This is a genomic window from Pseudonocardia sp. NPDC049154 (assembly GCF_040648315.1).
Taxonomy (GTDB): Bacteria; Actinomycetota; Actinomycetes; order Mycobacteriales; family Pseudonocardiaceae; genus Pseudonocardia.
This window is the reverse complement of the sequence record NZ_JBEZDN010000006.1, coordinates 85,710-109,126: the sequence shown is the minus strand read 5'-3', so window position 1 is coordinate 109,126 and position 23,417 is coordinate 85,710. Positions and strand designations below refer to the sequence as shown.

Annotated in this window: 22 protein-coding genes; 11 read left to right on the top strand and 11 right to left on the bottom strand. The window is 73.4% G+C overall.

Translation table 11 applies throughout. From position 1 onward, the window contains the following. Window positions 1-87: 87 nt before the first annotated feature. Genes AB0B41_RS05885 through pcaD form a run of 3 tightly spaced genes read left to right on the top strand, consistent with a single transcriptional unit; the run spans window position 88 to window position 2,315 of the window. Window positions 88-873, top strand: coding sequence for a CoA-transferase (locus AB0B41_RS05885; protein ID WP_358199415.1), 786 nt, complete (start codon window positions 88-90; stop codon window positions 871-873). Continuing rightward, window positions 870-1,541, top strand: a complete 672-nt coding sequence (locus AB0B41_RS05880; RefSeq protein ID WP_358199413.1) for a CoA-transferase — start codon at window positions 870-872, stop codon at window positions 1,539-1,541. The genes AB0B41_RS05885 and AB0B41_RS05880 overlap by 4 nt, the downstream gene beginning before the upstream one ends. Window positions 1,542-1,553: 12 nt before the next feature. Continuing rightward, window positions 1,554-2,315: a 3-oxoadipate enol-lactonase gene (gene pcaD, locus AB0B41_RS05875; RefSeq protein ID WP_358199411.1), complete on the top strand. Its 762-nt coding sequence runs from the start codon at window positions 1,554-1,556 to the stop codon at window positions 2,313-2,315. Here the strand turns inward: pcaD and AB0B41_RS05870 are convergent. Then, on the bottom strand, window positions 2,312-2,644 hold the full coding sequence (locus AB0B41_RS05870) for a DUF3040 domain-containing protein (RefSeq protein WP_358199409.1): 333 nt from the start codon (window positions 2,642-2,644) through the stop codon (window positions 2,312-2,314). The genes pcaD and AB0B41_RS05870 overlap by 4 nt on opposite strands. Window positions 2,645-2,852: 208 nt before the next feature. On the opposite strand from AB0B41_RS05870, the gene AB0B41_RS05865 reads away from it, so the two are divergent. Then, complete coding sequence (locus AB0B41_RS05865; protein WP_358199407.1) at window positions 2,853-3,770, top strand: cation diffusion facilitator family transporter; 918 nt, start codon at window positions 2,853-2,855, stop codon at window positions 3,768-3,770. 24 nt (window positions 3,771-3,794) lie between these two features. Here AB0B41_RS05865 and dnaB read toward each other — a convergent pair whose 3' ends face one another. The 5 genes from dnaB to rpsF form a co-directional block, all read right to left on the bottom strand. Beyond that, window positions 3,795-5,216: a replicative DNA helicase gene (gene dnaB / locus AB0B41_RS05860; protein ID WP_358199404.1), complete on the bottom strand. Its 1,422-nt coding sequence runs from the start codon at window positions 5,214-5,216 to the stop codon at window positions 3,795-3,797. Window positions 5,217-5,887: 671 nt separating this feature from the next. Further along, complete coding sequence (gene rplI, locus AB0B41_RS05855) at window positions 5,888-6,337, bottom strand: 50S ribosomal protein L9 (RefSeq protein ID WP_358199402.1); 450 nt, start codon at window positions 6,335-6,337, stop codon at window positions 5,888-5,890. A 20-nt stretch (window positions 6,338-6,357) separates the two neighbouring features. Beyond that, window positions 6,358-6,594: a 30S ribosomal protein S18 gene (rpsR, locus tag AB0B41_RS05850; protein ID WP_037042067.1), complete on the bottom strand. Its 237-nt coding sequence runs from the start codon at window positions 6,592-6,594 to the stop codon at window positions 6,358-6,360. A 58-nt stretch (window positions 6,595-6,652) separates the two neighbouring features. Beyond that, complete coding sequence (locus AB0B41_RS05845) at window positions 6,653-7,174, bottom strand: single-stranded DNA-binding protein (RefSeq protein WP_358199400.1); 522 nt, start codon at window positions 7,172-7,174, stop codon at window positions 6,653-6,655. A gap of 10 nt (window positions 7,175-7,184) precedes the next feature. Next, on the bottom strand, window positions 7,185-7,523 hold the full coding sequence (gene rpsF, locus AB0B41_RS05840; RefSeq protein ID WP_358199476.1) for a 30S ribosomal protein S6: 339 nt from the start codon (window positions 7,521-7,523) through the stop codon (window positions 7,185-7,187). Between the two features lie 343 nt (window positions 7,524-7,866). Here rpsF and AB0B41_RS05835 point away from each other — a divergent pair, with 343 nt between their 5' ends. After that, window positions 7,867-8,637, top strand: coding sequence for a deoxyribonuclease IV (locus AB0B41_RS05835; protein WP_358199397.1), 771 nt, complete (start codon window positions 7,867-7,869; stop codon window positions 8,635-8,637). Between the two features lie 1,416 nt (window positions 8,638-10,053). On the opposite strand, the gene AB0B41_RS05830 is transcribed toward AB0B41_RS05835, so the two are convergent. From AB0B41_RS05830 to AB0B41_RS05815, 4 genes are all read right to left on the bottom strand, one after another. Then, the gene (locus tag AB0B41_RS05830; protein WP_358199395.1) at window positions 10,054-10,689 is read right to left on the bottom strand and encodes a CoA pyrophosphatase; all 636 of its coding nucleotides are present in this window, start codon (window positions 10,687-10,689) and stop codon (window positions 10,054-10,056) included. Then, window positions 10,676-12,259 (bottom strand): glycosyltransferase 87 family protein, encoded by a 1,584-nt coding sequence (locus AB0B41_RS05825; RefSeq protein WP_358199393.1) that lies wholly within the window; start codon window positions 12,257-12,259, stop codon window positions 10,676-10,678. Before AB0B41_RS05825 ends, AB0B41_RS05830 begins: the two co-directional genes overlap by 14 nt. Next, window positions 12,260-14,500, bottom strand: a complete 2,241-nt coding sequence (locus tag AB0B41_RS05820; RefSeq protein WP_358199391.1) for a transglycosylase domain-containing protein — start codon at window positions 14,498-14,500, stop codon at window positions 12,260-12,262. Between the two features lie 435 nt (window positions 14,501-14,935). Continuing rightward, complete coding sequence (locus AB0B41_RS05815; RefSeq protein WP_358199389.1) at window positions 14,936-15,340, bottom strand: DUF5318 family protein; 405 nt, start codon at window positions 15,338-15,340, stop codon at window positions 14,936-14,938. A gap of 195 nt (window positions 15,341-15,535) precedes the next feature. On the opposite strand from AB0B41_RS05815, the gene AB0B41_RS05810 reads away from it, so the two are divergent. The 6 genes from AB0B41_RS05810 to AB0B41_RS05785 all read left to right on the top strand — a co-directional run bounded on the left by AB0B41_RS05810 (window position 15,536) and on the right by AB0B41_RS05785 (window position 20,429). Continuing rightward, window positions 15,536-16,105: a PadR family transcriptional regulator gene (locus tag AB0B41_RS05810; RefSeq protein WP_358199386.1), complete on the top strand. Its 570-nt coding sequence runs from the start codon at window positions 15,536-15,538 to the stop codon at window positions 16,103-16,105. 42 nt (window positions 16,106-16,147) lie between these two features. Beyond that, the gene (locus AB0B41_RS05805) at window positions 16,148-17,227 is read left to right on the top strand and encodes an inositol-3-phosphate synthase (RefSeq protein WP_358199384.1); all 1,080 of its coding nucleotides are present in this window, start codon (window positions 16,148-16,150) and stop codon (window positions 17,225-17,227) included. Window positions 17,228-17,746: 519 nt separating this feature from the next. Then, window positions 17,747-18,328 (top strand): C40 family peptidase, encoded by a 582-nt coding sequence (locus AB0B41_RS05800; RefSeq protein ID WP_358199382.1) that lies wholly within the window; start codon window positions 17,747-17,749, stop codon window positions 18,326-18,328. 89 nt (window positions 18,329-18,417) lie between these two features. Continuing rightward, window positions 18,418-19,101 carry an SDR family oxidoreductase gene (locus AB0B41_RS05795; RefSeq protein WP_358199380.1) on the top strand — a complete coding sequence of 228 codons (684 nt, stop codon included), beginning with the start codon at window positions 18,418-18,420 and terminating at the stop codon, window positions 19,099-19,101. Window positions 19,102-19,182: 81 nt separating this feature from the next. Continuing rightward, window positions 19,183-19,959 carry a UPF0158 family protein gene (locus tag AB0B41_RS05790; protein WP_358199378.1) on the top strand — a complete coding sequence of 259 codons (777 nt, stop codon included), beginning with the start codon at window positions 19,183-19,185 and terminating at the stop codon, window positions 19,957-19,959. A 5-nt stretch (window positions 19,960-19,964) separates the two neighbouring features. Beyond that, the gene (locus AB0B41_RS05785; RefSeq protein ID WP_358199376.1) at window positions 19,965-20,429 is read left to right on the top strand and encodes a hypothetical protein; all 465 of its coding nucleotides are present in this window, start codon (window positions 19,965-19,967) and stop codon (window positions 20,427-20,429) included. Window positions 20,430-20,436: 7 nt separating this feature from the next. Here the strand turns inward: AB0B41_RS05785 and leuS are convergent, their stop codons facing one another. Further along, complete coding sequence (leuS, locus tag AB0B41_RS05780; RefSeq protein ID WP_358199374.1) at window positions 20,437-23,283, bottom strand: leucine--tRNA ligase; 2,847 nt, start codon at window positions 23,281-23,283, stop codon at window positions 20,437-20,439. Window positions 23,284-23,417 lie beyond the last annotated feature (134 nt).

Genomic DNA, 23,417 nt, shown 5'->3' with positions numbered 1-23,417 from the left:
GCCCCCGATCGTGACCAGCACCGCAGGGGTCACGGCGGTCACGTGCGTCCGGTTGCCGCCCCTGCCCGCGCCCGTTAACTTCGCGCCGTGGCCACGATCTCGCCGCTGGCCGACGCCGTCGACGCCCTGGTGCACGACGGCGCGGAGATCGCCCTCGAAGGGCTCGGCGCGTCGGTCCCCGCGGCCGCCGCCCACGCGATCCTGCGGCGGAGGCCGCGCGACCTCACCCTCGTCGGCACCGCGCCCGGCCCGGCCGGGGATCAGCTCGTCGGCGCGGGATGCGTCCGGAAGCTCGTGTTCTCCCGGCTCGACCCGGGCCTCCACCGGATCCGGGACGCGCTGGTCACCGGCTGGCCGGCGCCGCTGGAGATCGAGGAGCACACGCAGTCGGGGATGGCTGCGCGGTACCTCGCGGGCGCCTCCGGCCTGCCCTTCGCGACCGTCCGGGACGGCTACACCGGCACCGACCTCGCGGCCGTCACGCACCTCGCGACGGTGCGCTGCCCGTTCACCGGCGCCGAGCTCACCGCGCTGCCGGCCCTGCGCCCCGATCTCGCCGTGGTGCATGCCCAGCGCGCCGACCGGGCCGGCAACGTGCAGCTCCGCGGGGTGCCCGGGCTGCGCAAGGAGGCCGTGCTGGCCGCCCGCCACGCCCTCGTCACGGTCGAGGAGGTCGTCGACGAGCTCGAGCCCGAGCACGGCGCGGTCGTCCTCCCCGCGTTCGCGGTCACCCGGATCGCGGTGGTGCCCGCCGTCGCGCCGGACGGCGATCCGCGCGCCGACCCCTGCGACGACACCGTGGGGCGCTCCTGGGCGGGCGTCTCCGGCGAGCGGGCGCGCTTCACGAGCTGGCTGGAGGAGATCCGCGCGTGAGCGACCAGATGCTCGTCACGGCGGCGCGGCTGCTCGTCGACGGCGAGGTGTGCGTGGCCGGCTGCGGGGCGGCCCGGCGTGCCGCCCGCCTCGCCCGTGCCGTGCACGCGCCCCGGCTGACCGTGCTCGGCGACGACGGCACCGTCGACGGCCTTCCCGCCGCGACCGCCGGGATCGCCGACACGACCTGCTGGCTGCAGGGCGGGCGGGTCGACGTCGGCCTGCTCGTCGCCGACCAGGTCGACGCCTTCGGCAACGTCAACACCACCGTCCTGGGCGAGTACGACGAGCCGACGACGCGGCTCGCCGGTGCCGGTGCGGCCGCGGAGATCGCGGCCGGCGCGGGGCGGGTCGTCGTGCTGCTGCCGCACCGGCTCACCGCCTTCGTGGAGCGCGTGGACTTCGTGACGGCGCCCGGTGCGCTGGCCGGTCCGCTCGACCGCGCCCAGCTGGGGCTGCGCGGGGTGGGCACGGTCGCCGTCGTCACCGACCTGGGGATCCTGCGGCCCGACCCGGCCACGGCCGAGCTCGTGCTCACCCAGGTCCACCCGGGCGTCTCCGTCGACCGGGTGCGCGCCGAGACCGGCTGGCCGCTCGAGGTCGCCGACGAGGTGGGTGTCACGGAACCGGCCACCGCGGAGGAGCTCGCCGCGCTGCGGGCCGGATGACAGGATCGGCCCATGACCGACCTGCTCCACACCCGGACGGACGGGCCCGAGGACGGGCCCGTGCTCGTGATGCTCGGCTCGCTCGGCAGCACCCTCGAGATGTGGGAGCCGAACATCCCGGCCCTCGCCGGGCACTTCCGGGTCATCCGCATGGACCACCTCGGACACGGCGGTTCGCCCAACCCCCCGGGCCCCTACACGATGCGGACCCTGGCCGAGGCCGTCCTCGCCACGCTCGACTCGCTCGGCGTGGACCGCGTGCACTGGTGCGGGCTCTCGCTCGGCGGCATGGTCGGGATGTACCTCGGCTCCGAGCACCCGGACCGCATCGCCCGGCTCGTGCTGTGCTGCACCTCCTCGAACTTCCCGGACCCCTCGATCTGGCGCCAGCGCATCGAGGCCGTGGAAGCCGGGGGCACGGCGGGCATCGCGCCGGGCGTCGTCGAGAGGTGGTTCACGCCGGAGTGGGCGGAGAAGCACCCCGACGTCGTCGAGCGGGCGGTCGGGTGGGTCTCCGACACCCCCGACGACGGCTACATCGCCTGCTGCGAGGCCATCGAGGTGTGGGACCACCGCGACCGGCTGGGCGCCGTGACCGCGCCGACGCTCGTGATCGCGGGCGACGAGGACAAGCCGACGCCCGTCGAGCCGCACGCCCGGACCATCGCCGCGGGCATCCCGGGGGCGCACCTGGAGGTGCTGCACGGCGGGCACCTCGCGACGCTGGAGAGCGCGGAGGAGACCAACCACCTCCTCCTCGGGCACCTGACCTAAGGGGTGTCCGGCCGCGCCCGCTGGGGCGTGGTGAGGGCCAGCCCGAGCGCGGCCATGGCCATGAGGATCCCGGCCACGACGATGGGGACCGCGGCCGCCGCCCCGCCGAGCACCAGCAGCAGCAGGCCGCCGCCGAGCAGGATCATGGGGACGAAGCCCGCGGCGTGCACCGAGCGGCGGTCCGCGGGGCGGGCGGTGCGGATCTGCGGGGGCCGGTGCCGGCGCACCTTCCGCCCGAGCGCGCTGCACCGCGCCACGAACAGCGGATCGCCTGACATGAGGCCCTGCTCGATCAGGGCGAACTGGCTTCGCTCGCGGTCGCTGAGCATCGTTCGGGGTACCCCCGGGTTCGCGAAGGCCTGGCTGGGGAACGGCGTCCCGCTCGCCGTTGATCCGGGTGCACCACCACCAGTGTAGGTGACCGAATCGTGACCTTGGACAGGGTTGTGACGGGACCAGGGATGTGATCGCCGCCGCGCCCGGTGAGGGGACCCTTCCCCTTTACATGCGCGATCACGTATGGGTAGCGTGCGGGCCATGGGAACGGGTCACGGACACGGGCACGGCCACGGCGCGGGGAGCGACCGCCGTCGGCTGGTCGCCGCCCTGCTCGTGACCCTGGCCTGCGCCGTCCTCGGCGGCGTCGGCGCCCTGTTCACCGGCTCGCTCGCGCTGCTCGCCGACCTGGGCCACCTGCTCACGGACGCCGGTGCGCTGGCCGCCGCCGTCGTCGCGTCGGTGCTCGCGGCCAAGCCGGCCTGCCACCACCGGACCTTCGGCCTCGGCCGGGTCGAGGTGCTCGTGGCCGGGCTGAACGCCGTGGCGCTGGTCGCGGTGGTGGTGTGGGTCGCAGTGGAGGGCGTGGCCCGGCTGTTCCGGCCTGCGGAGATCCCGGGGCTGCCGCTGCTCGTCATCGGTGCGGTGGGGCTCGCCGGCAACGTCGTGTCGCTGGTGATCCTCGCCGGCGGGGACCGCGGCAACATGAACCTGCGCGGGGCGATGCTCCACGTCCTGGGGGACGCGCTCGGCTCCGTCGGCGTGATGGTCGCGGCGATCGTGCTCGTCACCACCGGCTGGCCCTACGCCGACACGCTGGCCTCGCTGCTCATCGCCGCGCTGATCCTGCCCCGGGCGATCGGCCTGCTGCGCGAGGTCTGGCACGTGCTGCTGGAGGGCGCGCCGGCGGGGATCGACGTCGCCGAGGTCCGCACCGCGCTGCTCGCCGTGCCCGGCGTGGCCGACGTGCACGACCTGCACGTGTGGGCCATCAACGACCGCACGCCCTCCATGTCGGCGCACCTGGTGGTCACCGGGGAGGCCGAGGACGCGACGGGCTGCGGGGCGACCGTGCTCGACCGCGCCGGCGCGGCCCTGCGGGAGCGCTTCGGCCTCACCCACAGCACCCTGCAGCTGGAGCGGCACGCCCACGTGGGCCACGAGCACACCTGCCACTGACCGCGCCCCGGTGGGCGCCGGGGATCAGCCGTGCGCGAGGTCAGCGAAGCGGCTGTAGTGCAGCTGATGGGCCACCGTGATGGTGTTGGTGGGGCCGTTACGGTGCTTGGCCAGGATCAGGTCGGCCTCGCCCGCGCGCGGGTCGTCCCGCTCGAACGCGTCCGGCCGGTGCAGCAGGATGACCATGTCCGCGTCCTGCTCGATCGAGCCGGACTCACGCAGGTCCGAGATCATCGGCCGCTTGTCCGTGCGCTGCTCGGGACCACGGTTGAGCTGCGAGATCGCCACCACCGGCACCTCGAGCTCCTTGGCCAGCAGCTTGATCTGCCGGGAGAACTCCGACACCTCCTGCTGCCGGGACTCGACCTTGCGGCCCGAGGTCATCAGCTGCAGGTAGTCCAGGATGATCAGCTTCAGGTCGTTGCGCTGCTTGAGCCGGCGCGCCTTGGCCCGGATCTCCATCAGCGTGAGGTTCGGCGAGTCGTCGATGAACAGCGGCGCCTCGGAGATCTCGCTCATCCGCCGCGCCATCCGGGTCCAGTCGTCGTCACTCATCCGGCCCGCACGCATGTCCGCCAGCCGGATCCGCGCCTCCGCCGAGAGCAGACGCATCACGATCTCGGTCTTGCTCATCTCCAGCGAGAACACCGCGCTGGTCATCTGGTGCTTGATCGAGCACGAGCGCGCGAAGTCCAGCCCCAGGGTGGACTTGCCCAGACCCGGGCGGGCCGCGACGACGACCATCTGCCCCGGGTGCAGCCCGTTGGTGCACGCGTCGAGGTCGGAGAACCCGGTGGGCACGCCCAGCGAGACACCACCGCGGGAGGCGATGGCGTCGATCTCGTCCATGGTCGGCTGCAACAGCTCCTCGAGCGGGACGTAGTCCTCGCTCGTGGACCGCTCGGTGACCTCGTAGATCGCCGCCTGCGCCCGGTCGACGACCTCCTCCACCTCCGCGCCCTCGGCCCCGTGATACCCGAGCTGCACGATCCGGGTGCCCGCCTCGACCAGCCGGCGCAGCGTGGCCTTCTCCGCGACGATCTCGGCGTAGTACGCCGCGTTCGCCGCCGTGGGCACCGTGGCGATCAGCGTGTGCAGGTACGGCGCGCCGCCGAGCCGGATCAGCTCCCCGCGGCGCTGCAGCTCCGCCGACACCGTGACCGCGTCCGCCGGCTCGCCCCGGCCGTAGAGGTCGAGGATGCAGTCGTAGACCGTCTGGTGCGCCGGCCGGTAGAAGTCGTCCGGCCGCAGCACCTCCACCACGTCCGCGATCGCGTCCTTGCTCAGCAGCATCCCGCCCAGCACGGACTGCTCGGCCGTGAGGTCCTGCGGCGGCTGACGGTCGAACGGGTTCGGGACGGCGCCGCCGGCGGAGTCCCCGCCCTGCCGGCCCTCGCCCTCGCGGACGGCTCGCGGCCGATTGGGACGGTCATCCGTCACCGCCATGCCCGACGTCACCCCCTGTCACCACCCGGCCTCATGGTATCGAACATGAGTTCGATCCGCAGCCGTTTCTCCCGGCCGCGTGGCGAGCATCCCGCCCCGACCCGGGCCCGTCCGGGGTCACGCCCTCGGGTGGCGTGCGACGAACGGTCAGCGGGGCGGCCGGCGATCGTCCACGCGGCCCGGGCACGTGACGCTAGGCCAGTCCGCGCCAGGGCCCAAACCGGCGTGTGGACAACCCTGGGGAGGGCGTGGGGACGGATCGGGGACAGAGCAGGCCGCCCTCCCCACCGAGCTGTGGACACCGTGGGGACAACCCCTGATCAGGGCGCCTTTCCGCAGATCAGACCCGTTGTGGCCGGTGTGGACAACTTTCTTTTCGAGCGGCCCGGCGCGTCCCGTGACGGGCGTGTCGGACCCCTCCGTCACCCGTCCACCCGGCGCATCCGAAAGGTCACCGAGCGACGCGGACGCAACCTCTGCGTGTCGTTCCCACGCGCCGGACGGTCGGTGTGCCTCCGCTCGCCGCGAGCACTCCCGGGACGCCCCGCCGCGATCGACACCGAGCGCGATCCGTGGCCCGAGAACGCCGCGAGGGCGGGACCCGGTCGATGCGACCGCGATCCCGCCCTCGTGACGGAACGTGACGGACCGGAGTCCGCCGATGCCGGACGTCAGGCGGCGACGACCGCCACCTGCAGGTCGGCCGTGACCTCCGGGTGCAGGCGCACCTTCACCGGGTGGGTGCCGACCGACTTGATCTGCTCGCCGATCTCGACGGCGTGCCGGTCGAGGGCCGGGCCGCCGGCGGCGCGCACGGCGTCGACGATCTGTGCCGGGGTGACCGAGCCGAACAGCCGGCCGGAGTCGCCCGCGGCCTTGGCCTTGACGGTGACCGACAGCTCCTTGAGCGAGCCGGCGACCTCCTGGGCGTGGCCCAGGTCGCGGATCTGTCGGGCCTTCTGGGCACGGCGGATCTGCTCGACCTGCTTCTCGGCGCCCCGGGTCGCGACGATCGCGAACTGGCGCGGGAGCAGGTAGTTGCGGCCGTAGCCGTCCTTGACCTCGACGATGTCGCCGGGCGCGCCCAGGTTCGGCACGTCGGCCGTGAGGATGAGCTTCACGGTGCTACTCCTTCCTCAGGTCAGCGAGCGGTCGAGGTGTACGGCAGGAGGGCGACCTCGCGGCTGTTCTTCACCGCGACGGCGACGTCCCGCTGGTGCTGCCGGCAGTTGCCGGTCACGCGGCGGGCCCGGATCTTGCCGCGGTCGGAGATGAACTTCCGCAGCAGGCCGGTGTCCTTGTAGTCGATTTCCTGGGCCTTGTCCTTGCAGAACGCGCAGACCTTCTTCTTCGGCTTGCGCAGGACGGGCTTGGGCATTGCTGGTGCTCCTGGATGTACTGGTCCCCGCGCTCAGGCGGGGGGGTGTGGATCGAGGTCAGAAGGGGGGCTCGTCGTCCGCGGCGGGGCCGCTGCCGGCCGGCGGGGCGGAACCCCACGGGTCGTCGTAGCCGCCGCCACCACCCTGGCCGCCGCCACCACCGAAACCGCCGCCGCCACCACCGCCGCCACCGAAGCCGCCGCTGCCACCGCCGCGGCTGACCTTGTTGACCTTGGCCGTGGCGTACCGCAGCGAGGGGCCGACCTCGTCGACCTCCATCTCGATGACGGTGCGCTTCTCACCCTCGCGGGTCTCGAACGACCGCTGCCGCAGCCGGCCCTGCACGATGACGCGCGCACCGCGGGTGAGCGTCTCCGCGACGTTCTCCGCGGCCTGGCGCCAGATGTTGCAGCGCAGGAACAGCGCCTCGCCGTCCTTCCACTCGCCGGACTGGCGGTCGAAGGTGCGCGGCGTGGACGCCACCGTGAAGTTGGCGACGGCCGCCCCGGAGGGGGTGAACCGCAGCTCCGGGTCGGCGGTGAGGTTGCCGACCACGGTGATCACAGTCTCGCCGGCCATGGGGGCCTCCTCAGCTCGCGGCGGGGGCGGGCGTGCGCGCGGGGGCGGCCTTCGCGGCCTGCTTGGGCTCCTTGCGCAACACCTTGGTGCGCAGGACGGACTCGTTCAGACCCAGCTGGCGGTCGAGCTCGGCCACGGTGGCCGGCTCCGCCTGCACCTCGAGCACCGCGTAGATGCCCTCGGCGTTCTTGGCGATCTCGTAGGCGAGGCGACGCTTGCCCCAGACCTCGACCTTCTCCACCGAACCGCCGTCGGAGCGGACGACGTTCAGGAAGGTCTCCAGCGACGGCTGCACCGTGCGCTCGTCCAGGCTCGGGTCGAGAATGACCATGAGCTCGTAGTGACGCATGAGAACCACTCACCTCCTGTGGACTGGAACGGCCGCGGCGCTTCCGCGGCAGGAGGTTCTCACCCCGCACCGACAGAATCGGGCCGGCCGCGGGACACGGGGCCCGCGGTCGGCTCGTCGCGGCGGCCCGGGTGGCCACCGGTCGGAGCGGTTGCACACGAGGTTACCAGCGCGTTTTCGCCGCTCCGGCCCCGCCCCCGCGATCCTTCCCGGGTGTGAACATCCCCGGTGTGGTCCGCCGCGGTGGGCGCGGCCGGGTGCCGGGGTGCGCGGGCCTCCGGTGGGTCGACCCGCCCGCGGCGGGAGTGCGGGAGTGTCGGTGGGGGTCACTACCCTCGTCGGCATGCTCATCGGTGCCCACGTCCGCGACGACGACCCCCTCGCCGCGGCGGCCGAGCGGGGGGCGGAGATCGTGCAGTTCTTCCTCGCCGACCCGCAGGGGTGGAAGAAGCCGCAGCCGCACCCGCACGCCGAGGCGCTCGCGGCCGCCGAGGTGGCCACGGTGGTCCACTCGCCGTACGTCGTGAACGTGGCCTCGCCGAACAACCGCATCCGCATCCCCTCCCGGAAGCTGGTGGTCCAGCACGCCGAGGGCGCGAAGGCGGTCGGCGCGATCGGGCTGGTGGTGCACGGCGGGCACGTCACGAAGGACGAGGACCCGGCCGTCGGCGTCGACAACTGGCGCAAGTTCGTGGAGCGCCAGCAGGACGAGGGCGGCTTCGCGGTGCCGGTGTTCATCGAGAACACCGCGGGCGGCGACAACGCGATGGCCCGCAAGTTCGACGCGCTGGCCCGGCTGTGGGACGCGGTGGGCGAGTTCGGCGTCGGCTTCTGCCTCGACACCTGCCACGCCTTCGCCGCCGGTGAGGACCTGGTCGACGTCGTGGACCGGGCGAAGGCCATCACCGGCCGGATCGACCTGGTGCACCTGAACAACTCGCGGGACGAGTTCGACTCCGCCCGCGACCGGCACGCCAACGTCGACTCCGGGACCATCGAGCCCGCGGTCCTGGCCGCGGTGTGCGCCGCGGCGGGCGCCCCGGTCGTCGTGGAGACCCCCGCCGAGGGTCAGTCGGCGGACATCGCGTTCCTGCGCGAGAAGCTCGGACGGTGAGCGAGAGCGCGGCCGCGGGCTCCCCGGCCGCGCGGCCCGCCGGCCCCGCCGCGCACGAGACCGTGGCGCCACCCGCCGATCCCGCCCCGCCCGACGGCCCCACCGCACGCCCCCTCGGCACCGCGGGCCTGGTCCTGCTGGTCCTGCTCACCGGCCTGACCCTGCTGCTGGGCTATGCGAACAAGGCCCGCTGCACCGGGCCGGAGTTCGACGCGGCGGGCCGCTCGACGCCCGACCACACCGTCCGGCAGTACCGGGACGTCTGCTACTCGGACATCCAGAAGCTGTGGCTGGGCCGGGACGTCGACCAGCACGTCTTCCCCTACGTCCACGGCTCGATCACGCCGGACGGGCAGCTGCAGGGCGGCACCGTCGAGTACCCCGTGCTCACCGGCGTGCTGATGTGGCTGGGCGCGCTCGGCGCCTCGACCGACGCCGGCTTCCTGCTCGCCTCCGCGCTGATCCTCGCCCCGTTCGGCCTGGTCACCGGCTGGATGCTGGGCCGGCTCGCGCGCTGGCGGGCGCTGCTCTGGGCGCTCGGCCCACCGCTGGTGCTCTACGCCTTCCACAACTGGGACCTGCCGGCCGTCGCGTGTGCGGTCGGCGCGGTGTTCGTGATGCACGGGCTGCGCCGGGAGGTGCCGCTGGGCACGCGGGCGACCGTGGCCGCGGTGCTGCTCGGCCTCGGCTTCGCGGTGAAGCTCTACCCCGGGGCCTTCCTGCTGCCGCTGGCGCTGTACGTCCTGACCCGGGGCCGCCCGCCCGGCGCCGGCCTCGACGTCCCCGGTGCGGTCCGCGTGTGCCTGGCGGGCGCGCTCACGGCGGCCGCCGCGAACCTCCCGTTCGCCGTGCTCGGCTTCCCCGGCTGGGCCGCGTCGTTCACCTTCCAGCAGCAGCGCCCGATCGACGTCAGCACGAACTCGATCTGGTTCTGGGGCGTCCGGCCGCTGATGGCGGACCTGGGCCTGGGCGAGTCGTTCGCCCCGGCGTCCGACGTGCTGTCGCCGGCCCTGGTCCTGCTGTCCTTCGTGGTCGCCGCCGGGGTCGGCCTGCTGCGGTGGCGGCGGGGCGCGGTCTACCCGTGGATCGGGGTCAGCGGCGCGATGCTCTGCGGCTTCCTGCTGCTGCACAAGGTGCACTCGCCGCAGTACACGCTCTGGCTGCTGCCGTTCCTGGTGCTGCTGCGGGTCCGCTGGGGCTGGATCGCGGCGTACCTCGCGGCCGACGCGCTGATCGGCGTCGGCATCTTCCGCTGGTTCTACCTCCTCGACGTCCGGGCCGACGCCGGGATCGGCGCGGGCTTCGCGGCCCAGTCCGTGGTGCTCGGGGTGTGGGGCAAGGCGGCCCTCCTCGCGATCCTGTTCGTGCTGTTCCTTCGCGTGCCCGGCACGGTCGACGCCCGGGAGGCCGACGGCCTCACCGCCAGGCGAACACCGGCTGCTCCAGGTGGTCCACCCGCGTCGGACGACCGTGCAGCAGCAGCTCCCGGACCTGGTACAGCACCGCCCCCGTCGGCGCGTGCACGAACCGGTCGAACAGCGGCACCTGGATGACCGGCGCCTCGGACTCCGGGATGGTGAGGAAGCGCGGCTCCACGTCGATGTCGGCCAGCGGGATCCGGTGGAGCTCCCCGACCTCGTCGGGGTTCGGGGTGAGCTCGCCGACCTCGCCGCCCCAGAGCACGACCGGCGTGATCACGTATCCGGAGCGGGTGGGGTAGTCGTCGAGCAGCCCGAGCACGGCGTCCTCGCCCAGCCCGAGGCCGATCTCCTCGAGCAGCTCGCGGCGGCCGGTCTCGGTGATGGTCTCGCCCGGGTCGGAGCGCCCGCCGGGCAGCGCCCACTGCCCGGCGTGCCGGCGCAGGGTGGCGGCCCGCCGGGTGAGCAGGAAGGCGAGCCCGTCGGCGAGGCCCGCGCCCCCGGTGGTGACCAGCGTGATCGTGACGGCGGAGCGCTTCAGGTCCGGCCGATCGACGGCCCGCCGCTCGAACCCCGCCAGCCGCTGCTCGACCGCCGCGCGCAGCTCCGCGACGCGACCACTACCCGGTGCCATGCTCCGGACTCTGCCTGACCGGCACGCGGTGCGCGGGCCCCTGTGACCGCCGTCGCACCGGCCAGTCGGGGTCGCGGTCCGGGTCGCGGGCGCGCACCGGGTCCCGCGAGGGCCGCAGGATCGAGCGCACCACGAGCACGCACAGCAGCACCACGACGGCGTCGCGCAGCAGGACCGCGCCCAGGAACCAGTCCGGGGGCAGGCCCTTGTTGTCCGTGCCGACGTAGAAGAACATCCGCGGCACCCAGACCAGCGCGTCGACGGCCATCCACGCGAGCAGCAGCCGCCAGCGCGGCAGCGCGAGCACGGCCAGCGGCACCAGCCAGAGCGAGTACTGCGGGCTCCACACCTTGTTGACCAGCAGGAACGCCGCGACGATCAGGAACGCCAGGGATGCCAGCCGCGGCGGTCGGGGGGCCTTGGCGGCGAGCACGACCAGCCCGGCGCAGGCGATCACGAGCAGGGCGGCCGTGACGGCGTTGAGCGTGTTCGGCGCCTGGTCGGCGCGCAGCGGGCCGTCGAACCCGCTCCAGCCCGTGAAGTACGAGAGCGCGTAGTAGAGCGAGTCGGGGTCGGCGGGGCGCGTCCGGTTGAGCCGGAAGAACTCCCACCAGCCCGTGGGCCAGGCCAGCGCGACCGGCAGGTTCACGGCCAGCCAGGTCACGACGGCGGCGCCGATCGTCCGCCACGCGGTGCCGAGCTCGCGGCGCCGGGCGGCGACGAGCAGCACCGGCAGCAGCAGGAGCAGCGGGTAGAGCTTGGCCGCACCGCCGAGCCCGAGCAGCACCCCGCCGAGGAGCGGCCGGCGCCGGGCGATCGCCAGGAGCCCGGCGCAGGCCAGCGCGACGGCCAGGGCGTCGAAGTTGGTGAAGGCGTGCACGGCGACGAGGGGGGAGATCGCGACCAGCGCGCCGTCCCACGGCCGGGCGGGCCGCAGCCGCACCACGGACCACACCGCGACGATCCAGGCGAGGGCCAGGCCGAACGCGACGAGGTCGAAGTACACGACGACCGGGAGCGCCGTCGGCAGCGGGAGCACCGCGGCCGCGGCCTGCCACCCGTCCGTCAGCCGTGCCGACGCCCACTGGTAGAAGCCGGTGAGCACCGGATACTCCATGTACCGCGTCTGCGGGGCGCCGCCGGCGGAGGTGTCGGTCCAGGCGTCCCGGTACGGCACGGCCGACGGGTCGTCGAGCCGCTCGATGGCGTAGAGCGGCACCGTGTCCGAGTAGCACATGGCGACGTACTGCCGGTTGTTCTGCCAGTCGAGGGCCAGCTGCCCGTCGTCCGTGCGGTACTGCTGCAGGCACGGCGACTTGCCGAGCCAGCCCAGGGCGAGCGTGATCACCGCGAGCAGCAGCACCACCCGCAGCGGGGTCCAGAAGGCGGCGCGGCCCACGAGGGCGTGCCGGCCGAGCGGGCCGCCGATCACCCGGCTCGCGGCGGCGACCAGCGGCTCGGTCCACGTCGGGACCACCCGTGCGGGCGCGCGCGGCGGCTCGGGCCGGCGCGTCGGCCGCCGGGCCGCGGCGGACCGGGTGTCCTCGGGGGCGACCGGCCGCGGCGTCACCTAGCCGTCGCCGCCGTCGCCGCGGTCGCCGCCGTCCCCGCTGTCCCCGGAGTCGCCGCCGTTCCCGTTGCCGTTGCCGTTGTTGCCGCGGCCGGAGTTGCCGTTGCCGTTGTTACCGCTGTCGCCGTTGTCCCCGCTGTCGCGGCCGCTCCGCTGCCGGCCGTCCTCGCCGTCGTCGTTCGAGTCGGCGGACCGCGTGGGCGCGGGGGACTGGCCGGCGTAGTCGGAGACCGGGGCCTGCCCGATCGGCGTGAACTTCGACCACGGCTCGACGTCCGTCCCGCGCAGCGCGTCGGACATGTACTGCTGCCAGATCGAGCCGGGCAGCATGCGCCCGTAGACCGGACGGCCGGCCGAGTTCTTGATCGGCGAGTTGTCGTCCGTGCCGACCCACACCGCGGTGGCGATCTGCGGGGTGTAGCCGACGGTCCAGGCGTCGTTGTTCTGGCCCTCGATGCTGCTCTGCACGGTGCCGGTCTTGGCGGCCACCGGGCGGCCGTCCCGCAGCCCGATCCGCGACGAGCTCGCCACGTCCGTCATCGACTCGGTGACGTTGCGCGCGACCTGCTGGCTGAACGCCTGGGTCCCGGCCGAGGAACCGGCGCCGTGGTCGTAGATGACCCGGCCGTCGCTGGTGGTCACCTTCGCGACGAGGTACGGCTGCCGGGCGACACCGTCGGCCGCGAACGTGGCGAAGGCCGCCGCCATGTTCTCGGTGGTGACGTTCTTGTCGCCGAGCGAGATGCCGCCGGTCGGGTTGGCCAGCGGCGCGGCCGGGATGCCCGCCTTGATCGCAGCGTCGGCCACCTTCTGCGGGCCGATGTCGAGCGCCATCTTGTAGAAGACGGTGTTGATCGACTGCGTCATCGCCGTCTTGACCGAGCACCGGGCGCAGCTCACGCCCTCGGAGTTGGACACCTTCTGGCCGGCGAGAGTCTGCGGCGAGGAGCCGTCGTACTGCGTGCCCAGGCCGATCGGCTCCGGCTGTTGCAGGGCCGCGGCCAGCACGAACGGCTTGAACGACGAGCCGGGCTGCTTGGACGCCTGCGCGTAGTCGAGGCCCACGCCGTCGTTGCCGCCGAAGTAGGCGAGCACGGCGCCGGTCTTCGGGTCGACCGACACCAGCGCCGTGCGCAGGTTGTCCGGCTGACCCTTCAGCACCTGGTTGGCCGCGTCGACGGCGTCCTTCTGCTTGTCCGGGTCGATCGTGGTCTGCACGGTCAGGCCCTCGGTGTTGATCTCCGCCTCGGAGATCCCGTTCTGCTCCAGCTCGGCGCGGACCTGGTTGTAGATGTGACCGTTGGCGTCGCCGGGGATGCCGCCCTCGGCCGACGACGGCGGCACCCACCTCGGGTACTGCTGCTGCGCCCGCTCCGCCGGGGTCATCCAGCCCATCTGGACCTCGCCGTCGAGCACGAAGTTCCAGCGCTCGCGGGACTTGTCCTCGTTCTTCGCCGGGTCCCAGCGCGACGGCGACTGGATCAGGCCGGCGAGCATCGCGCCCTCGGACGCGTTCAGCTGCTGGACGTCCTTGCCGAAGTACGCCTGGCTGGCGGCCTGGATGCCGTAGGCGCCGCGGCCCAGGTAGATCGCATTGAGGTAGTTCTCCAGGATCTCCTGCTTGGTCTGCTCCTTGGAGATCTTCGCGGCGAGCACGATCTCCTTGTACTTGCGCCAGAGGGAGAACTGGTCCTGGCCGGTGGTCACCTTGATGTACTGCTGGGTGATCGTGGAGCCGCCGCCGATGCCGCCGGTCAGCTGGCTCCACACGGCGCGGCCGATGCCGGAGATGTCGAAGCCCGGGTTCGAGAAGAACGAGCGGTCCTCGGCGGACAGCACGGCGTGCTGCACCGGCTCCGGCACCTGGTCGAGGGTGACGTTGACCCGGTTGATGTTGTTGGGCCGGACCGTGGCCAGCGGGCTGCCGTCGGCGAAGGTGAACGTGGCCACCTGGGTGTTCGCGACGTCGTCGGCGCTGGGCACCTTGAACGCCACCCAGCCGATCGCGAACGCCAGGAACGGCCCGACGATCAGGGCCGCCAGGCTCCACAGCACGATCCTGCGCACGAGCCGCTTCCGTCCTTCGGGCCGGCCACCACCGCCGTCGCCGTCGCCGCCCCCGCCGGTGCCCGGGCGCCGCGGCGGGGGACCGGGCGGGTCGGCCAGGGCGAGCGAGGTGGGCCGGTCGTCGGGGCCGGACGTGCTCGGGTCGTGGGTCAGCAGGGGCGGCGGGCCGGCCATCGGCGGACCCTGCGGACCCTGGGGCCCCGGCCCGACGCGCTGCGGCATCGGCCGGTTCGGCGGGCCGTAGGGCCCCTGCTGCACGGGCGGGCCCGGACGGGCCCCGGGCGGCGGGCCCTGCGGCGGACCGGGCGGGCCCTGGTGCGGACCCTGCTGCGGCGGACCGGACCGGGCCGCGCGACCGCGCCAGGGCCCCGCGCCGCGTGGCGGGGGGCCCTGGGTCGGACGGATGTCCCAGACGTCCGGGACGCCGGGCCGGGGCGGCGGGCCGCCGGCTGCGGGTCGGTCGTGGCGTTGATCGGTCACCGCGGGCTCCGTGCTTCTCCGGTCCGCCGGCGGGGAGCAGAGGCGGACCGGGCTGGGGCGTACCGGGCTGGGGCGTGGGGTGCGGGCGCTGTACGGCTCACGGGGTGGGGGCTCATCGGGCGGGGGTGGTCACTCGGCGGCGGTCCTCCGGCGACGCGGGCGGTCGGGCCGGACGCCGGTGCCCAGCACCGACGATTGGACCAGATGGTTCCAGCTGCACGTGCGGCAGACCTCCACGAGGTAGACGGAGAACTCGCCGTGCCGGGCCGCCAGCTCCTCGACCTCCTCCGGGTCGCGGGCCGAGCCGGACACCTGACGGAGCTCCTCGCCGAACACCCACCAGACGTGGGTCAGCCGCTCCTTGCGGCACACCGGGCACTGCTGCTGCGTGGGCCGGCCGTGGAACCGAGCGGCCCGCAACAGGTACGGGCTCGCGTCACAGACCTCCGCGGTTCCCACCCGACCGGCGTAGACGTCCGCGAGCAGCGCACGGCGCTGCAACGCGTAGTCGACGACCTGTCGCGGGGTGAGCACCCGACCAGGGTACTCAGCCACCCGCCCGTGCGGTTCCCGAACCGCCCGGACGGGCGGGACCGCCCGGCGCACCCGCAGGTCGGGAGCGTGACCGGAATCTCGACACTGCGCCCGGATGTATCGGGCCGATATAGTGACCCGACCGATCGCCGGGGACATCGGGGTCCCCGGCGGCACGTGGGAGGAGGGAGGCGGATGCTCGAGTTCGCCATCCTCGGGCTGCTGTTGGAAGCCCCGATGCACGGCTACGAGCTGCGCAAACAGCTCGGGCTGCGGCTCGGCGGGTTCCGCGCCTTCTCCTACGGCTCGCTCTACCCGGCGCTGCGCAGGCTCGTCCGCGCCGGCCTCATCGTCGAGGATCCGGACCGGTCCGGGAGCCCCCCGGCGACGGGCGGCGGCTGGTCCCGGCGCGCCCGGCGCGTCTACCGGATCACCGCCGACGGCAAGGAGCGGTTCGCCGAGCTGCTGGCCGAGTCCGGCCCGCAGACGTGGGACGACGAGAGCTTCGGCGTCCACCTGGCGTTCTTCTCCCGCACCCCCGCCGAGACCAGGATGCGGATCCTGGAGGGCAGGCGGCGGGCGGTCGAGGAGCGCCGCGAGGGGTTGCGCGCGGCGCTCGCGAGAGCGGGCGAGCAGATCGACCGGTACACCCGCGAGCTGCACGAGCTCGGCCTGGACACCACCGAGCGCGAGGTGCGGTGGCTGAACGAGCTGATCGAGCGGGAGCGTCACCCCGGCGACGAGGCCGGACCCACGAGGCCTTGACGAAGGTCGAGGTCCCCCGACGGAGAAAGAAGGAGAGCCGGCATGAGTGAGGTGCGAGTCGCCGTCGTCGGCGTCGGCAACTGTGCGGCGTCGTTGGTCCAGGGCGTGCAGTACTACGCGGACGCCGACCCGGCCACGCGCGTCCCCGGCCTGATGCACGTCGACTTCGGCGGCTACCACGTGCGCGACGTGAAGTTCGTCGCCGCGTTCGACGTCGACGCGAAGAAGGTCGGCCGCGATCTCTCGGAGGCCATCTCGGCCAGCGAGAACAACACGATCAAGATCGCCGACGTGCCGCCGCTCGGCGTCCCGGTGCAGCGTGGCCACACCCTCGACGGGCTGGGCCGCTTCTACCGCGAGACGATCACCGAGTCGGACGAGGAGCCGGTCGACGTCGCGCAGGTCCTGCGCGAGACCCGGGCGGACGTCCTCGTGTCCTACCTCCCGGTGGGCAGCGAGGCGGCCGACCGCTTCTACGCGCAGGCGGCGATCGACGCGAACGTGGCGTTCGTGAACGCCCTGCCGGTGTTCATCGCCTCGGACCCGGTGTGGGCGCAGAAGTTCCGCGACGCGGGCGTCCCGATCGTCGGCGACGACATCAAGTCCCAGGTCGGCGCGACCATCACCCACCGGGTGCTGGCGAAGCTGTTCGAGGACCGCGGTGTGCAGCTCGACCGCACGATGCAGCTCAACGTGGGCGGGAACATGGACTTCTTGAACATGAAGGAGCTGGAGCGGCTCGAGTCGAAGAAGGTGTCCAAGACCCAGTCGGTGACCAGCCAGGTCGACCGGGACATGGGCAAGGACAACGTGCACATCGGCCCGTCGGACTACGTCGCCTGGCTCGACGACCGCAAGTGGGCCTACGTCCGGCTCGAGGGCCGCGCGTTCGGCGACGTCCCGCTCAACCTGGAGTACAAGCTCGAGGTCTGGGACTCGCCCAACTCCGCGGGCATCATCATCGACGCCGTGCGCGCCGCGAAGATCGCGAAGGACCGCGGGATCGGCGGTCCCATCCTCTCCGCGTCGAGCTACTTCATGAAGTCCCCGCCGGAGCAGTACAGCGACTCCGAGGCCCGCACGGCCGTCGAGGAGTTCATCCGGGGCGAGCGGGAGCGCTGACCTCCCACCCTCGTCGGAACCCCGGTCGGAGCCCGTCTCCGGCCGGGGTTCCTTTTTGCTTCCTTTCCGGAAATGTTCGCGGAGCTTCCGGACCGGAAATGGTTTCACCCGGACGGACCCATCACGGCGACATCACGTGACCAACGCCCGCTCGCCTCACCTGCACCGACGAGTTTCAACGGTGTATCACGGGCTCATCACGTCGACGCTGCGCCGAACGTGTCACCAATTCGGTGAGCACGGTCACCCGATTTTCCGGGCAGGAATGTAATCTGCGTCATGGCGGCGACCTTAATGCGTTCGTAATTTCCTTCGCGGCCTCCGCGCCACCGCCCTCCACCCGGGAGGACGGGCACGGGGTCACCGCCCGACGGGCGGGTGCGTCGCCGGCCCGGGCTCCCAACAGCTCCCTCAGCACGGCCGGAGTACTCCCCACCGCACCCGTCGCACCGGCTGCCCGCTCTCCCCCGAGCGCACGCCGGCGGCCGTGGGCGGTGCGATTCACGAGGATGCACACCGGTGCCCGAGCACAAACCTGCGCTGCTGCGTTCCACCCTGGTCGCCGCCACCGCCGCGGCGGCCGCCTTCTTCTCCCTGGCCCCCGCCTCCACCGGGGCCGCCGCCGAGGCCCCGGCCGTCACCGCGGCCGCCCCCGCCGCCGCTCCCGCCGCCCCCGTCGAGGCCGCGGTGCAGACGGTCGCGTTCACCGCGCCCGCCCAGGCCGTCGAGGCCGCCTCGGCCGGCCTCTCGCCCGCCGTCAAGCGCGCCTCCGCGCTCTCGACGGCGCTCGCCCAGGTCGGCAAGCCCTACCGCTACGGCGCCTCCGGCCCGTCGGCGTTCGACTGCTCCGGCCTGACCAGCTTCGCGTTCAAGAATGCCGGCGTCTCGATCCCGCGCACCAGCCGCGCCCAGTCGGCCGTGGGCACCCCGGTCTCGAAGGGCAGCCTGCAGCCCGGCGACCTGGTCTTCTTCTACAAGCCGGTCAGCCACGTCGCCATGTACATCGGCAACGGCCAGGTCGTGCACGCGAGCACCAGCGGCCAGCCGGTGAAGATCAGCTCGCTGAACGCCATGCCGTTCAGCGGCGCCCGCCGGGTCTGATACGACGGTCCGCGATCAGCGGACCTCGGCCGTGTGTTCGGAAAGTCCTGGTCGACGGGCCTTTCTGAACACGGCCTAGGGTGGCGGCCGTGGACTCCCGGCCGCTCGCCCTCGTCACCGGTGCCTCCCGCGGGATCGGCGCCGCCGTCGCCCGCGCCCTCGCGCCCACGCACGACCTGGTGCTGGGCGGGCGCGACGCGGTGGCGCTCGAGTCCCTCGCCGCCGAGCTCGGCGGCGCCCGGGCCTGGCCGGTCGACCTGACCGACGACGGGTCCGTCGCCACAGCCGTGGCCGGGCTCGACCTGCCGCGCCTCGACGTCCTGGTGCACTCCGCCGGTGTCGGTCTCCTCGGCACGATCGCGGAGACCGAGCCGGACACCTGGCGGCACCAGTTCGAGGTCAACGTCGTCGCGGTGGCCGGGCTGACCCGGCTGCTGCTGCCCGCGCTGCGGGCGGCCCGCGGCGACGTCGTGCTGGTCAACTCCGGCTCGGGGCTCACCGCCCGCGCCGGCTGGGGCTCCTACGCCGCCAGCAAGTTCGCGCTGCGCGCCTTCGCCGACGCGCTGCGCGCGGAGGAGCCGGACCTGAGGGTGACCTCCGTGCACCCCGGCCGCGTCGACACCGACATGCAGCGCGCCGTCGTCGCGCACGAGGGCGGGGAGTACGACGGGTCGAAGTTCCTGCGGCCCGAGAGCGTCGCCGCCGCGATCCTCGCCGCGGTGACCGCCGGCGAGGACGCGCACCTGCCCGAGGTCGTCATCCGGCCCCGCTGATCGGGTCCCCCCGATCCGGCGCGTTGATCCGGCCGGGCGACGACGGGTTCGCGCGGCCCGTGCCTCGGTAGGCTGCGGTCCATGCTCGATCCGGCGCAGGTCGATCTCGGCGAGCTGGCGGACGCCCTGGACGACCGCACCCCCGAGGTGCAGTGGTGGATCGACCCGCGGTCGGGCCGGATCGTCCCGACCGTGCCCGAGGCCCTCTCCGGGGAGCCCGACGGCTCCGGGGAGCTCGAGGCGCAGGGCTGGGTCGCGATCGAACAGACCGGTTCCCGCGCGGGCTACCAGGACATGGCGGACTTCACCGCCGGCGTCCAGCACCGGCGGGCGGCCGAGCTGCTCGACCGCGCGCTCAACGGCCGCGGTGCCTTCCGCCGCTTCAAGAACACCCTCTTCGAGTTCCCCGAGGTGCGGGACCAGTGGTTCCGGTTCCGCGACGCCCGGGCCCGCCGCCGCGCTCTGGACTGGCTCGCCGGCGCCGGGCTCGTCGACCCGGAGGCCGCCGAGCAGGCGGCGGCCGGCTACCCGGACCCGGCCCCGGAGAACGAGGACCTGCCCGCCACCGTCGCCGCCGAGCTCGCGACGCACTACGGCGACCGCCTGCACCAGGTCCTGCTGGTGGGGCCGTGGGCGAGCGGGGAGGGGTCGGTCGAGTCCGAGCTGGACCTGCTCCTGGTGCTCGGCGACCTGGAGTCGCCGTGGGCCGAGCTGCGCGCCGTCGAGCCCGTGCTGTGGCGGCACACCGAGCGCTCCGGCATCACAGTGTGCGCCTACCCCGTGACCCAGGCCCAGCTGTCGCACCCCGAGGAGCCGTGGCTGGTCCGGGCCCGCGCCGAGGCGGTGCGGCTGCGGTGAACGCGGTGGCACCCTCGCCCGGCCCGCGGCCGGGCATGGCCCGGGCGCGCCGCGAGCTGGCGGCCGCCGAGCTCCTCGCCGGGAGCGGCTTCGCCGGCCAGGCGGTCGTCGCCGCCACCCGGGCCGCGCTCGAGTCCGCGCAGGTGGCGCTGGCGGCGCTCGACGAGACCCGCGACAAGCCGTCCGACGTGGTCTCCGCCTACGTCCGCCGGGTGGTGCGCGAGCGCGCGATGGACCCGGTCACCGGGCGGAAGCTCCGCTCGCTGCTCAACCGCGCCGCGCTCGCCGAGCGTTCCTGGGCGGCCGTGCCGGTCGAGGAGGCGCGGGCCGCACTGGCGGACGCCACCCTCGTCGTCAAGGAGGTCGACGAGTGGCTCGACGACCCGGCCCGCAGCGCGCCGCCCCGGACCGGGGCGACGCGGCGGGCGGTGCGGCCGCTCAAGCGGCGCCGGGCGTCGGAGACGGGCTGACGGGCCGTCAGCGGACGACGTTCACCAGGCGGCCGGGAACCACGATGACCTTCCGCGGCTCGGCCCCGGCCAGCGCGGCGACGATCTTCTCGTCCGCCAGCGCGGCGGCCTGCACGGCCGCCCCGTCCGCGTCGGCCGGGACGGTGACGCGGGAACGCACCTTGCCGTTGACCTGGATCGGGTACTCGACCGTGTCCTGGACCAGGTACCGCTCGTCGGCCGCCGGGAAGGTCTCGTAGGCCAACGTGCCCCCGTGGCCCAGCCGGCTCCACAGCTCCTCGCTGATGTGCGGGGCGAGCGGCGCCAGCATCAGGACCAGCTGCTCCGCCACCGACCGCGGCGCGCCACCCGGGTACGCCTTGGTCAGGTGGTTGTTCAGCTCGATGAGCTTCGCCGCGGCCGTGTTGTAGTGCAGCGCCGGGTAGTCCTCGCGCACACCGGCGATCGCCTTGTGCAGCGCCCGCAGGGTGTCGGTGTCCGGCTCGACGTCCGCGACCCGCGACTCGCCGGTGTTCTCGTCGACCAGGTTGCGCCAGACCCGCTGCAGGAACCGTTGCGGTCCGACGACGTCCCGCGTCGACCAGGGCCGCGAGGCCTCCATCGGGCCGGTGTACATCTCGTACAGCCGGAAGGTGTCCGCGCCGTACCGGTCGCACATCTCGTCCGGCGTGACGACGTTCTTCAGGGACTTGCCCATCTTCCCGTACTCACGGTTCACGGGCTGGCCGTTCCACGTGAAACGGCCGTTGTCGTCCTCGACCACCTCCTCGGCCGGCACGTACAGACCGCGCGAGTCGGTGTAGGCGTAGGCCTGGATGTAGCCCTGGTTGAACAGCTTCCGGAAGGGCTCCTCGCTGGTCACGTACCCCAGGTCGAACAGCACCTTGTGCCAGAAGCGCGAGTACAGCAGGTGCAGCACCGCGTGCTCGACGCCGCCGACGTACAGATCGACGCCGCCCGGGTCGACCGGCGAGAGCTCCGGCTTCTTGCCGATCCAGTACTTCTCGGCCTCGACGCCGGTGAAGCGCTCGGAGTTCTCCGGGTCCAGGTAGCGCAGGTAGTACCAGCAGGAGCCGGCCCACTGCGGCATCGTGTTGGTCTCGCGGCGGTACTTCCGCGGCCCGTCGCCCAGGTCCAGCTCGACGTTCACCCACTCGTCGGCCCGCGACAGCGGCGGCTCCGGCTCGGTGTCCGCGTCGTCCGGGTCGTAGGTCTTGGGGGAGTAGTCCTCGACGTCGGGCAGGACGACCGGCAGCTGGTCCTCCGGCAGCCCGACGGGGCCGTGCTCGTCCCACACGATCGGGAACGGCTCGCCCCAGTACCGCTGCCGGGAGAACAGCCAGTCCCGCAGCTTGTACTGGACGACGCCCTCGCCGAACCCCTTGGCCGCCAGCCAGTCGGTGATCGCGCGCTTGGCCTCGGTGACGCCCAGCCCGTTCAGGCTGATCTCCGCGTTGGCCGAGTTGATCGCCGCGCCCTCGCCGGTGAAGGCCTCGCCCTCCCAGCCCTCGCCCGGGTCGACGGTGCGCACGATCGGCAGGCCGAACGCCGTGGCGAAGTCCCAGTCGCGCTGGTCCTGCGCCGGCACGGCCATGATCGCGCCGGTGCCGTAGCCCATCAGCACGTAGTCCGCGACGAAGACCGGGATCGCCTCGCCGTTGACCGGGTTGGTGGCGAAGGCGCCGGTGAAGACGCCGGTCTTCTCCTTGTTCTCCTGCCGGTCCAGCTCGGACTTCCGCGCGGCCGCGGCGCGGTACTCCGCGACGGCCTCCGCGGGTGTCGCGGCGCCGCCGGTCCAGCGCCCGTCGGTGCCTTCCGGCCAGGCGGCCGGGGTCAGCCGGTCGACCAGCGGGTGCTCCGGGGCCAGGACCATGTAGGTGGCGCCGAACAGCGTGTCCGGACGGGTGGTGAAGACGTCGATCTCGCCGGCGGGGGCGGGGAAGCGGACCCGGGCGCCCTCGGAGCGGCCGATCCAGTTCCGCTGCATCGCCTTGACCGACTCGGGCCAGTCGACGCGATCCAGGTCCGCGGCCAGCCGGTCCGCGTACGCGGTGATCCGCATCATCCACTGCTTGAGGTTGCGACGGAAGACGGGGTAGTTGCCGCGCTCGGAGCGGCCGTCGGCCGTGACCTCCTCGTTGGCCAGCACGGTGCCCAGGCCGGGGCACCAGTTCACCGGCGCCTCGGAGATGTAGGCCAGGCGGTAGGAATCGATCAGCGCGCGGCGCTCGCCCTCCTCCAGCTCGGCGTAGGGGCGGCCGTCCGGCGTGGGGCGGGCACCGGACTCGAACTCGGCCTTCAGCTCGGCGATCGGACGGGCGCGGTCGGCCGCGGTGTCGTACCAGGACTCGAAGATCTGCAGGAAGATCCACTGGGTCCAGCGGTAGTAGGTGACGTCCGTGGTCGCGATCGACCGGCGCGGGTCGTGGGCCAGGCCCAGCTGCCGCAGCTGCTCCTTGTACCGGGCGATGTTGGCCTCGGTGGTGGTGCGCGGGTGCGTGCCGGTCTGCACGGCGTACTGCTCGGCGGGCAGGCCGAACGCGTCGAAGCCCATCGGGTGCAGCACGTTGTGCCCGGTCATCCGCAGGTAGCGGCCCAGCACGTCCGTCCCGATGAAGCCGAGCGGGTGCCCGACGTGCAGGCCCGCGCCCGACGGGTACGGGAACATGTCCATGACGTACGCCTTGGGCTTCTCCGAGCCCGGCTCGCCCGGGTTGGGCGTGTGGAACGTCCCCTCGGCCTCCCACCGGTCCTGCCAGCGGCGCTCGATCTCGCCGGCCAGGCGCGCGTCGTAGCGGTGGGGCGGGGACGCGGGAGCGTCTCCGGGCGCGATGGTGGTGCTCTCCGTGCTCATGATCCCGCTCTACCTCGAGGATGAACCGTCCCGCGACGGTTCGCCGGTCGGCCTGCTGGTGCGGTCGCCGGGAGCCGCGCGGCCGGATCGCGCCCGTCCCGGACGGCCCGGGTGGTCGGTTCGGCGTGCGGCTC

Bases quoted from the DNA above. Each gene is read 5' to 3' on its own strand.
- pcaD (WP_358199411.1), top strand. From the start codon at position 1,554: ATGACCGACCTGCTCCACACCCGGACGGACGGGCCCGAGGACGGGCCC.
- AB0B41_RS05870 (WP_358199409.1), bottom strand. From the start codon at position 2,644: ATGCTCAGCGACCGCGAGCGAAGCCAGTTCGCCCTGATCGAGCAGGGC.
- AB0B41_RS05865 (WP_358199407.1), top strand. From the start codon at position 2,853: ATGGGAACGGGTCACGGACACGGGCACGGCCACGGCGCGGGGAGCGAC.
- dnaB (WP_358199404.1), bottom strand. From the start codon at position 5,216: ATGGCGGTGACGGATGACCGTCCCAATCGGCCGCGAGCCGTCCGCGAG.
- rpsR (WP_037042067.1), bottom strand. From the start codon at position 6,594: ATGCCCAAGCCCGTCCTGCGCAAGCCGAAGAAGAAGGTCTGCGCGTTC.
- AB0B41_RS05845 (WP_358199400.1), bottom strand. From the start codon at position 7,174: ATGGCCGGCGAGACTGTGATCACCGTGGTCGGCAACCTCACCGCCGAC.
- rpsF (WP_358199476.1), bottom strand. From the start codon at position 7,523: ATGCGTCACTACGAGCTCATGGTCATTCTCGACCCGAGCCTGGACGAG.
- AB0B41_RS05835 (WP_358199397.1), top strand. From the start codon at position 7,867: ATGCTCATCGGTGCCCACGTCCGCGACGACGACCCCCTCGCCGCGGCG.
- AB0B41_RS05830 (WP_358199395.1), bottom strand. From the start codon at position 10,689: ATGGCACCGGGTAGTGGTCGCGTCGCGGAGCTGCGCGCGGCGGTCGAG.
- AB0B41_RS05820 (WP_358199391.1), bottom strand. From the start codon at position 14,500: ATGGCCGGCCCGCCGCCCCTGCTGACCCACGACCCGAGCACGTCCGGC.
- AB0B41_RS05810 (WP_358199386.1), top strand. From the start codon at position 15,536: ATGCTCGAGTTCGCCATCCTCGGGCTGCTGTTGGAAGCCCCGATGCAC.
- AB0B41_RS05805 (WP_358199384.1), top strand. From the start codon at position 16,148: ATGAGTGAGGTGCGAGTCGCCGTCGTCGGCGTCGGCAACTGTGCGGCG.
- AB0B41_RS05790 (WP_358199378.1), top strand. From the start codon at position 19,183: ATGCTCGATCCGGCGCAGGTCGATCTCGGCGAGCTGGCGGACGCCCTG.
- leuS (WP_358199374.1), bottom strand. From the start codon at position 23,283: ATGAGCACGGAGAGCACCACCATCGCGCCCGGAGACGCTCCCGCGTCC.